We start from the raw sequence: 11,001 nt of genomic DNA on the forward strand, positions 1-11,001 counted from the left end.
TGCACGTCTTAGCTGTAATGGAAATGTAAGTTCTCTTCACTGACCAAAGTCTTTAATGTCTGCAGGTTATCGTCATTTGGGTAAACGCGCCAGTGTTCAGACAGTCCGACATTTGCGATGCCATAGACCTCATAAATGCTTAGTCCAAGTGGCAGACAGTTATCATTGATAGAAGCGTCAGTATTACTCAGGGCATTATTGGCATAACTGGCTGACATACCGTTTTGATTGGCCGCATCATGGTTCATGTCGCTCTCTAATGCCAATAAGTCATTACCGTTCTCATCATACAAACTACCACCCATTGCAGGATCGTAGACACTGTTACCGCTGCTACCTTGCTCGTCTTGCTCTTGGTTATAAGCCAGACGCGGCTCAGGAATAATGTCAGCCTGGGCTGATTTAAGTAACGGCTGTAGACGTGTGAGCAGATTAATATCACTACCGTGAACTTTGATACTAATTTTTTTGAGCCAACGTAGTCTGGCATCTACCATACTCATGGCACTATCAAGACGTGCAAACAAACGTCCATCACGCTCACGGATGCTGCCTTTGATGATGACGACTTCATCGATTTTCAACTGTTCTTTGACACGATTAAAACGCTCAGCGTAGCAGCTGACCTCGAGTCTGGATGTACCATCATCTAAAGTAATCACGTTGCGATTACCAAAGTTGGCAATATCTATAATAAGTCCTGAAAAATAGCAGCTGCCGTTATAGCCAGTATCGGTCAACTTATCGAGACGCGCACCAGAGGTATAGCGTTTTAACTCATCCAAATACTCATTGATTGGATGTCCCGTTAAGTACAGTCCCAAGGTGTTCTTTTCCGCTTTTAGACGGTGCTTGTCACCCCAGATGAGTTCTGGCGTCATGACTAACGGCGGCGCTGCGACCACACCGTCCATTTCACCAAACAAATCCATCATACCGATTTCGCGGTTTTGACGATCTTGCTCAGCGGCTTGTACGGCGCTGGGCAATTGACTCATTAAGGCACCGCGAATCTCGTAAGCTTCATCGGCTGGTAAGTCAGGTCGTAGCGTGGCGGCAAAGTCATCAAAACAGCCCGCACTGACCAACGCTTCAAGTGTGCGTTTATTGACTTTCTTGATGTCGACACGGCGGCAGAAGTCATATAAGTCCTTAAAAGGACCATCCGTGCGACGTGCATCTACGATAGACTCTACCGCGCCTTCACCCACGCCTTTAATTGCGCCAAGACCATAGATGATATTAGTCGGAGTATCGGCAACGAAATGCCACTCACTGCGATTGACTGAAGGATTGACTACGGTCAACCCAAAGTTTTCACGGCAGTCATTGATAAAGAACACGACGTTGTCGGTGTTGTTCATATCAGAAGTTAAGACCGCTGCCATAAATTCGGCAGGGTAGTATTGTTTTAGATAGGCTGTTTGATAAGCCAATACCCCGTAAGCCGCAGAATGAGAGCGGTTAAAACCGTAACCTGCGAACTTTTCCATCAAGTCAAATACGCCACCTGACGTGACCTCATCGATACCTTGTGAGGTGGCACCAGTGACAAAAATATCGCGCTGCTTGGCCATCTCTTCAGGTTTCTTTTTACCCATCGCACGGCGTAGCATATCAGCACCGCCCAAACTATAGCCTGCCATCACCTGTGAGATTTGCATCACCTGTTCTTGATAGACAATAACGCCATTAGTGTTCTCTAAAATCGGCTCAAGATTGGGATGGTCATAAATGACTTCCTCGCGACCATGCTTACGGTCGATATACATCTCTACCATGCCTGCATCGAGTGGGCCGGGACGATACAGCGCACACATGGCGATGACATCTTCGATATTGGTCGGTTGCAGTTTGGCCAGATACTTCTTCATGCCCATACTTTCTAGCTGAAAGACCGCCGTGGTTTTGGCATCTTGCAGCAGCTTATAGGCTTTGCTGTCATCTAACGGCAAATCTTCCAAAACTAAGGCAGGTACGTTTTCTTTTGCACGGCGCAAGTTGATGTTTTCAACTGCCGCATTGATAACGGTTAGGTTACGTAAACCCAAAAAGTCAAACTTCACCAAACCAACAGCTTCTACATCGTCTTTATCAAACTGGCTGACGCGGTGACCTTCATCATCACAGTAAATGGCACTAAAGTCAGTGATTTTGTGCGGAGCAATCAATACGCCACCAGCATGTTTACCGACATTTCGGCAGACGCCTTCCAGCTTAATCGCCATCTCCCAAATCTCAATGGCATCTTCATAATCCATATTATCAGGATTAGAGATCAAGTCTTTGAGCTGTGGTTCTTGCTCAAGCGCTTGGCTCAGTGTGATGCCAGGCGTTTTTGGAATCAGCTTGGATATTTTATTGGCTAAAAAGTACGATTTGCTTTGTACGCGTGCCACATCACGCACAACCGCTTTTGCGGCCATAGTACCAAAGGTAATAATCTGCGATACGGCATCACGACCATAGGTTTGCGCGACATAATCAATGACGCGGTCACGACCTTCGATACAAAAGTCGATATCGAAATCGGGCATCGATACACGCTCAGGGTTCAAGAAGCGCTCGAATAGTAGATCGTAATGAATCGGGTCAAGGTCGGTAATGTTTAATGCGTATGCGACCAAGGAGCCTGCACCAGAACCACGTCCAGGGCCTACTGGCACGCCATTGGCTTTTGCCCAGCGGATAAAGTCCATGACGATTAGGAAGTAACCGGGGAAGCCCATGGATAGAATAATATCTAACTCATATGCAAGGCGTTCATCGTATCTCTGACGGAAATCGCTCCAATTGTCCGTACGTGCTTCGACAGGAAACAGCTTATCTAAGCGCTGCTCAAGACCGCGTTGTGACTCGGCACGGAAAAACGATTCAATCGTCTCGCCTTCAGGCACAGGAAAATCAGGTAGGACGTTAATACCAAGCGTCAAAGTTACATTGCAGCGTGTAGCGAGGCGTAAAGTGTTATCAATGACCTGCGGAATATCAGCAAATAATTGCTCCATCTGAGCTTGTGTTTTTAGATACTGCTCATCCGAGTAAGTCTGCGGACGGTTTGGATCAGCAAGGACATAAGAGCCTGCAATACAGACGCGAGCTTCATGAGCATCAAAATCATCCTGCTCTAAGAAACGCACGTCATTATGCGCAATGATAGGGATGTTGTGTTTGGCACCTGAATGAATGGCTGCTCTAATAAAGGCATCTTCGCCTGAACGATTGGTACGCTTGATCGCAAAGTACAAACGATCGTCAAACTGTGCCTGCCACTCAGTAAGTAGTTCATCGGCTTTTTCTGGCATCGAGCCGACCAATGCTTGACCCACGTCTGATTTCTCTGTGAGCAGTACAATCACACCTGCTGCATGCTCCAAGATATGACTGCGCTTAATAACCGGTGTGCCATGATTGATAGGATCAGCACGACCTTCGGTAAACCCAAGCGACACGATGCGAGTAATGTTTTGATACCCTTCATTATTCATCGCAAGTAGGGTAAGGCGTGTGTCTTCATTATCCATGATGACTTCACTGCCAATGATAGGCTTGATACCCGCACCTAAGCAGGCACGATAAAACTTCACCGTGGCATATAAATTGGACAAATCGGTCAATGCCAACGCGCGCTGATTATCAGCCGCAGCAGCTTTTACCAGCGGTTTGATACGCACGATAGAATCGGTGATGGAATATTCGCTGTGAATGCCAAGGTGTACAAATGCCATAGAAGACTCTTACTGGTACGATCAAAGAAATAAGCTACCGATAAAATAATTGATTATTATCAATCAATTATGCTGATATCTAGTGGCCGACAAGACCTCGATAGCTATATTGATACGTTTTAAATGGGGTCGTCAATAATAGCATTATTTGCCGCAGACAGCCACAGGTTCAAAGGGTTTAATCTGCGTAAGTTAAGTCATTAAGATGTAAAAACTCGGTTATAGACAACAGCAAAAAGCCCCCAATACAACGAGGTATAGAGGGCTATGTAATTGATAATTAAAGTCAGTTTGTTTAATAACCAACCACTGCCGCATCGACAATACGTGGATCAGACGATCCATAAACACCGTTTGGTGTGAGCATGATCGATTGCGTAGATCCCATCGCGGATTTTGGACTGACCGTATGACCCATTGATTCGAGCTTTTTCACGGTATCAATATTCAGTGCTTTTTCGACTCGAATCTCATCAGGTAGCCATTGATCGTGGATACGCGGCGCATGCGTTGCCTCAGCGATATTCATATCATGGTCGATGACGTTAGAGATAATCTGAGTGACAGTCGTGATGATACGGCTACCGCCTGGACTACCAGTAACGATGTAAGGTTTGCTGTCTTTGAATACGAGCGTCGGACTCATAGAGGATAGTGGACGCTTATTGGCTTCCACTGCATTGGCATCGCCACCAAGTAGACCGTAGCCGTTTGGTACGCCCGGTTTGGCAGAGAAATCATCCATTTCATTATTGAGCAGAATGCCCGTACCGTCCGCAACGAGACCAGTACCATAAGAGAAATTCAACGTATAAGTATTGGCTATCGCATTGCCATCTTTATCAACGATAGAGAAATGCGTGGTTTGATCGCTTTCATAAGGTAGCGGATTGTTGGCTTTGATGGTAGATGCTGGCGTGGCTTTATTGGGATCAATCAACGTACGCAGTTTGTCCGCATAGGCTTGTGAGGTTAAGCCGCTGGCAGGTACATCGATAAAGTCGGCATCTCCCAGATACTCAGCTCGATCTGCATAAGCCAACTGCATTGCTTCTGCCATTAAGTGAATAGTCTGTGCGCTGTTTTGTCCGTAGTCACCCAGCGGATAGCCTTCTAAGATATTTAAAATCTGCACGATATGAATACCGCCAGAGGAGGGCGGCGGCATAGAGACAATCTCATAGCCACGATAGTCGCCTTTGACAGGTTCGCGAGCGATGGCTTGATAATTGGCCAAATCTTGCAGGCTCATGCTGCCGCCTGCTTCATTGACTGCTTTGACCAGTTTTTGAGCGGTCTCACCCTTATAAAACCCATCGGTACCCTGTACCGCAATCCGCTTTAGCGAACGCGCAAGCTCAGGCTGCTTTAGACGTTCACCCGGCTGATAAGCGCTGCCATCAGGCTTGAAAAACACTTTTTTGGTACTTGGCCATTTTTGCAGGCGATCGCTCAACGCCGTGAGTGACTCGGACAAGCCAGCGGTGACTTCTATGCCGTCTTCTGCCAGTGCTATCGCTGGTGCCATAACTTGCTCGCGGCTCATCGTACCGTGATCCTCTAGCGCTTTTAGTAGTCCTGCTACTGTCCCTGGCACACCAACGGCCAAGCCATGATAACGAGATAAGTCGCTGACAGCATTGCCTTCTTTATCAAGGTACATATCGCGTGAGGCGCTACTTGGTGCTTTTTCACGGTAATCAAGCGCCACCGTTTTGCCTTGTTTGGCATCATAAATCATCATAAAACCGCCACCACCGATATTACCCGCACGCGGCAAGGTTACTGCTAGGGCAAAACCAACCGCAACGCCAGCATCTACCGCATTACCGCCGTCCTTTAAAATCTGTAAACCGATGTCAGAGGCAAGCGCTTCTTGGGTAGCGACCATGCCGTTCTTTGCCCAAACTGGATGATGAATGGCGTCTTCAGAGTAAATAGCTTGGTCGCTATTGGCTTTACTATATGTGGTGTTAAGGGTATTGGTCTTCGCTCGCGTGATGCGCTTGGTTTCAGATAATACCGTTGGACTATCAGCCATGATGGCCAAGTTTATGGCACTGGTGTTGATTGATGTATTGTTGACCGTGGCGTTACTTGTTGAGGTCGTTGGCTCTACAGCCTGTGCGGATATAGATAGTAGTAGCGTACTGGTAATGAGCACGACGCTAGATTTGAGTAAGGTATTAATTTTTGGTTTACGCTGCTGAGCGGTTCGATGGTGGCGAGATAATAACTGTGACATCGCAAAGTCCTTTTTACGCGAGTGGAGAGAATAGAGCTAGGAAATAGATAAGCCTAAATAGTAACGAAAATATGAAATAGTAGAAAGTTGTTTATTATCTTTTGTGGTGTACGCTTTTATAGCGCTTGGCTGTATCAGCTACATTTCAAATAAACGAAGCTAATTTTCAAGTAAATGAAGCTAATGATAAGACAGCTGTTATGCAGAGAAAATCATTTATGAATGAAGAAATTCTTTAAAAATATTCGCTAATATTACTAAATTGTAACGTCTTGTGATATAAATAACGGTACCACTGCACACTCATTATCGACTGTCTATTCATACAAAGAGATTACTATGTCATCACATCATATTAATAACCGCAATCGACAGCGCTACTCTGAGACTGCGCCCACTTATTTATCTAACACTGATCATAAAAACTATAATGGTAACAATAATAACGGTCATCTATATCCAGCCGGTAAATTGACTTCTATCGCATTGCTCGTTGGTAGTGCTTCACTTGTACTCGCAGGTTGCCAATCAACTCCAGCTAGCTCATCTTCCAATCTGTCATCGAATAGCAGCGTCTCTAGTACCATGATGGACTTTAGTGTCGCCGATGCCGCGCAGAGCCAACGCCAAGGTCAAGCCTTTACTGCTAGTCAAAACGTTCAGGCCGCGCGTTATGAGCAGCTGTTTGATCAAGAGAAGTATCCGAATACCGAAAACCAAGCCAAAACACACTTGCTAGCAGCCATTCGTCAACACTTGGCGACCGAGCATGTGGCAGTCGCCACAGCCAATTATCGATCAGCACCATTCGTTGACCCAGATAGTATCGACGCAGGATCGAGTAGCTTGCTCAGAACGATCATAGAAACCTATGTGTATCAGCCTGAAGGTGCATATAGCGAAAGTGATGATGAGCCATACAATGATGACTATAACAATTATGATGATGCGAAAGATTCGATAGAGTCCAACTATCCTAGTGATTACGATCAATCTAGAGCAGAAGCTGAAGCAGAGAGAAGAGCTATTGCAGCTATATTGGCTGAAGCGGGGGAGAATGAGCCGACGAGCAGTGATACCAACAGCGATAACGAGTATGCTTACGATACAGCAGATGACTATAGCAGCGATAATTACAGTAGTGACGACTATGATAATTATGATGAATACAGTAGCGGTGCTGAAGGTATGCTCTCAGGGATGTCAGGGTTAAGTCCCAAGTCAATGGCTACAAAGTATGAAGCCATGCAAATGGCAAAACAGCAAGCTAAGACAGAGACGGTAAATCGTGGCAGCCTACCAATGTCATCTACAGGCATGATTGGCAATATACTTGATATGTTCCACCGCACTCCTGAGCAAATAGCTGCATCCAATGCCTATCAGTATGAGCATTTAACATTCAATAGTGTCAGTCAATATCGTCCCAAGCAGCGCCAACTACAGAGCGTCTATAGCTACGACTACGCCACACCAACGATTAGCTCATCGATACAGATACCGTTAGCATTTGATTTTAATAACAGCAGTGTCGTAGTAGATCCATCGGCCATTATGCCGATTGTTGCACTTGTTAACCCTGAGAATACGCCGTTACCATCACAGATGACCTCGCATACGGTGAGCTTTGGTTTGCCTGAAAGTATCACGGCACAATTGCCACCAGCGGTGCTCTACGATGCGGTGCTCAATGCGATACAGAGCAGCATGGCTGAGCTGGCGCCTGAGCATTTTAGCGCAGTAGATATCAGTGGTGACACGTTTGCCAAAGAAGTCGGTGCGACTCGCGCAGTCAAAGTCTATTTTGGTAGTCAGCAAAGCGGTGAAATGATTGGTAAGACGCTCAAATATGTGACGAGATCACTGCAAGAATACGTAGATGCCAATCCAGATAAATATCCTGATGGTGCCGCACTAAAGACAGCACTGGCTAAAGTGCAGTTATACAATAAAGGCTATCAAAGCGCGGATGTCGGTTCGCTATTGCAGCTTATCGAAGCTATCGGTCCTATCTCGTTTAATCAAATTAACTACTATTACTTAGACAGCTCAGATCGACTGCTGGCCAAGCAGCAACGTATCAATATCGGTGGTGATTTGATGGGGTCGACCACAACCATGCTAAACCAAGTACGTTACGATAAAGCCAGCTTTAACCGTCATGCCTTGACACCGCTGCTCGCTGAGTCTTTTGGTCCAGACGCTACGCCTCCTATCGATGGCAATGCATGGATAGCTACGCAGCGCGCGAAAAAAGACAGATTACAAACGGCCCGCTATGCACGCTACGACTATCAAGATAACGGTGTCGAGGGTGCTTATAGCAGTGATGAATATAGCAATGATGAGTATGGTAACGATAATGACAATGGCGCAGGCTCTGTCGATGAGAGCCGAGTTGACGATGCTCAAGATGATATGAATGAAAAATAGAAGTCAAATGACCTCATCTCATTGCATTTACGCTCATATCTATTAAGGATAAAAAATGAAAACAGCACATCACACCATTGCACAACGTCTGCCATTTAAGACTAAAAACAATCTGCTAATAACCAGCACATTTTTGACAGGGGCGCTGTTGTTAACAGGTTGCCAGTCTACCAGTTTGGGCCAGTCCAACACGGCGGCTGTAAAACAGGCGCCTAGCATGGCTAAAAAAACACTAGAGACAGCACTACAAAAACAGCGTCGTCAGTCATTTAGCTACCATAGCAATCTTGCGATTGGCAATAACCAACAATTTACAGATGCTGATACTAATACTAGTACTAGTACGGAGAAAATGGCGGCATCAAACTATGTAGATGAACACTGCGAAGAGGCCCACGATCAAGCATACACGGCTCTAATCTTGCAAGCAGAACAGCAAAACAAAGATATCCTGGCGGTGGATTACGATACTAAGCGTGACAGCATAAGGCAGTCGTATTTTGAGTGCGTAGATGCCTATCATGCATGGGATGACCATCAATACGATAGCGATGTAAAAGTAGCACCAGATTATCAAGCGCTATTTGATAATTATGAAGATAAACAAAGACCGTTAGATGTGAAGAAAGCACAGTTATTAGATGAGTATCTACTAAAGCCGCTTTCTATCGACTCTCAAGGGATCTATCAACCGATGGCAGGCAAGGCTACGATGCTCGCTAGTGCGCAATACCAAGCACGTAATCATCACAGCAGTATCAACCAGCCTATTTATATGGATTTTAAAAACGGTGATATTTACCTATGGGCAGATAATTTTGCGATTCTAAACTCAGAATTGTTAGACGATAAACTCGGTACAAAATGGCAAAACAAGTGGTTAAAAATAGCCATTGATGATGGTACGTTACCTAAAGGGTTTGGTGGTGAAGTGATAAAAAGCCACTTTGCGGCGTTAGATGCGACTTATGACGCGGCTCCTGTCAGCCAGTTTAATTATGTTGCCCCTAACTCACTTGCTTCACTGTCTCCAAAGCTGCCCGCGCACCAGTTATTGGCTATGCTACCAAGCGATCAAATCATTCGCCGAGTACAAAGCTTTAAGGACTATCAAGCGTCGCAACAGAAATATATGCAGATTTTCTATGATCGAATCAGTGAAAAATACCCAGAGCTGGTACAAGAACCCGAACCGATGACAGCGTTTGAGTCGATTCAAAATCCAAAGGCATTTACCAGTAAGTCTATTGTACAAAAAATACTGGCTATGATAAAAGATCAAATGCATGAGGAAGTCGCGACAGGTGAGGTCGTTGCCAATACAGAAGTACAGGAACTGTACGGGTTTGATAAACGTGGCCAACTCAAATGGGAGCACTTACGTCGTCAGTTAGATAACACTAGCGAAGCGAATAGTAATAAGGGCATGCGGATAGATGTGTTGCAGCAGTATTCTGCTATCAGCACTAAGGATTTGGCGTTTCCTAACCTACCAAGCAATGTGCAGATGCCGAACACTAGCAATAGCATTGATTTACGAAAGTATGCTCCAGAGCTGCTGCAATATTACCAAGATGGTAATGGAACGGCAGTAGGTAAAATGGTATTTAACATGTTGCCGATGGTCAGAGAGCGTTTTGGTTCGGTTGAGTAGGTAAAGGTGATTTAGAGTGGGCCTACTGTATTAAGGAATATATAGTGAACTTTGTTACCATTGATGTTGAAACCGCTAATAGCGATGTAGGGTCTATCTGTCAAATAGGTCTAGCAAAATACTTAAACGGTAAATTAATTGATACCTACTGCACTTTAGTATTACCCCAAACTTCTTTTAGTGGTCAAAATGTAGAAGTACATGGGATTACTAGCAGGATGGTAAGAAATGCGCCGTCTATGTACGATATATATGGGCAGATACTAAAGTTTATTGGCGATAACGTTGTTGTTAGCTACACTAATTTTGATCAAAGAGCTTTGATAAAAAGCTTAGAAGCTCACAAACTACCAGTACCAGAGCTACAGTGGGTAGATGCAACTGTATTAGTACGTAGGACATGTCATCGTTTCGCAGTAAAAGGCTATAGTCTGGCAAATGTATGTAAAGAGTGGAATTACCAATTTAATCATCACGATGCACTTGAAGATGCTAAAGCATGTGGCTTTATAATGGTAACTATCCTTAGAGAAAATAGTCTATCAATTCATGATTGGGTGACAGATAGCAACTATAATCGTATTTATCACCAGCAAAGACGTCTTAATAGTAGAAGTTATCCAAGTAATATCACGAAGGTAGGGAGTGAGTCAGGAAGATATGCAGGTCTTAATATTTGTTTTACAGGAGACCTTAGTATTAGTAGAGCAGAGATTGCTGACATAGCAGCTAAAAATGGTTTTAATGTCAAAGCAGGGGCTTCAAAAAAGTTAAACTATCTTGTAGTTGGTTCTCAGGATCTAACGTTGCTAGCAGGTCATGAAAAAAGCAGTAAGCATCGAAAGGTAGAAGAGTTGATACAGAGTGGGCTGGATATTAAAATTCTTGCAGAAAAAGAGTTCTTAAAATTAATCAAAATTTAAGATTAGTTTGAAAACGAA

At 44.7% G+C, this 11,001-nt stretch carries 5 protein-coding genes; 3 read left to right on the forward strand and 2 right to left on the reverse strand.

Translation table 11 applies throughout. From position 1 onward, the window contains the following. Positions 1-8 precede the first annotated feature (8 nt). Together dnaE and ggt are read right to left on the reverse strand one after the other, a co-directional pair. Positions 9-3,728, reverse strand: a complete 3,720-nt coding sequence (gene dnaE, locus CXF60_RS12710) for a DNA polymerase III subunit alpha (RefSeq protein WP_102092225.1) — start codon at positions 3,726-3,728, stop codon at positions 9-11. 295 nt (positions 3,729-4,023) lie between these two features. Further along, positions 4,024-5,973: a gamma-glutamyltransferase gene (gene ggt, locus CXF60_RS12715; protein ID WP_102092226.1), complete on the reverse strand. Its 1,950-nt coding sequence runs from the start codon at positions 5,971-5,973 to the stop codon at positions 4,024-4,026. 339 nt (positions 5,974-6,312) lie between these two features. Between ggt and CXF60_RS12720 the strand changes: the two genes are divergently transcribed. Genes CXF60_RS12720 through CXF60_RS12730 form a run of 3 tightly spaced genes read left to right on the forward strand, consistent with a single transcriptional unit; the run spans position 6,313 to position 10,983 of the window. Further along, on the forward strand, positions 6,313-8,406 hold the full coding sequence (locus CXF60_RS12720; RefSeq protein ID WP_102092227.1) for a hypothetical protein: 2,094 nt from the start codon (positions 6,313-6,315) through the stop codon (positions 8,404-8,406). Positions 8,407-8,461: 55 nt separating this feature from the next. Then, positions 8,462-10,060 (forward strand): hypothetical protein, encoded by a 1,599-nt coding sequence (locus CXF60_RS12725; RefSeq protein ID WP_102092228.1) that lies wholly within the window; start codon positions 8,462-8,464, stop codon positions 10,058-10,060. A 44-nt stretch (positions 10,061-10,104) separates the two neighbouring features. After that, positions 10,105-10,983 carry an exonuclease domain-containing protein gene (locus CXF60_RS12730; RefSeq protein WP_102092229.1) on the forward strand — a complete coding sequence of 293 codons (879 nt, stop codon included), beginning with the start codon at positions 10,105-10,107 and terminating at the stop codon, positions 10,981-10,983. The last annotated feature ends 18 nt before the right edge of the window (positions 10,984-11,001 follow it).

Source organism: Psychrobacter sp. 4Bb, assembly GCF_002836735.1.
In the GTDB taxonomy this organism is placed as follows: domain Bacteria; phylum Pseudomonadota; class Gammaproteobacteria; order Pseudomonadales; family Moraxellaceae; genus Psychrobacter.

What these genes read in the sequence shown, in the direction of transcription:
- dnaE (WP_102092225.1), bottom strand. Translation starts at nt 3,728, where the DNA reads ATGGCATTTGTACACCTTGGCATTCACAGCGAATATTCCATCACCGAT.
- ggt (WP_102092226.1), bottom strand. Translation starts at nt 5,973, where the DNA reads ATGTCACAGTTATTATCTCGCCACCATCGAACCGCTCAGCAGCGTAAA.
- CXF60_RS12720 (WP_102092227.1), top strand. Translation starts at nt 6,313, where the DNA reads ATGTCATCACATCATATTAATAACCGCAATCGACAGCGCTACTCTGAG.
- CXF60_RS12725 (WP_102092228.1), top strand. Translation starts at nt 8,462, where the DNA reads ATGAAAACAGCACATCACACCATTGCACAACGTCTGCCATTTAAGACT.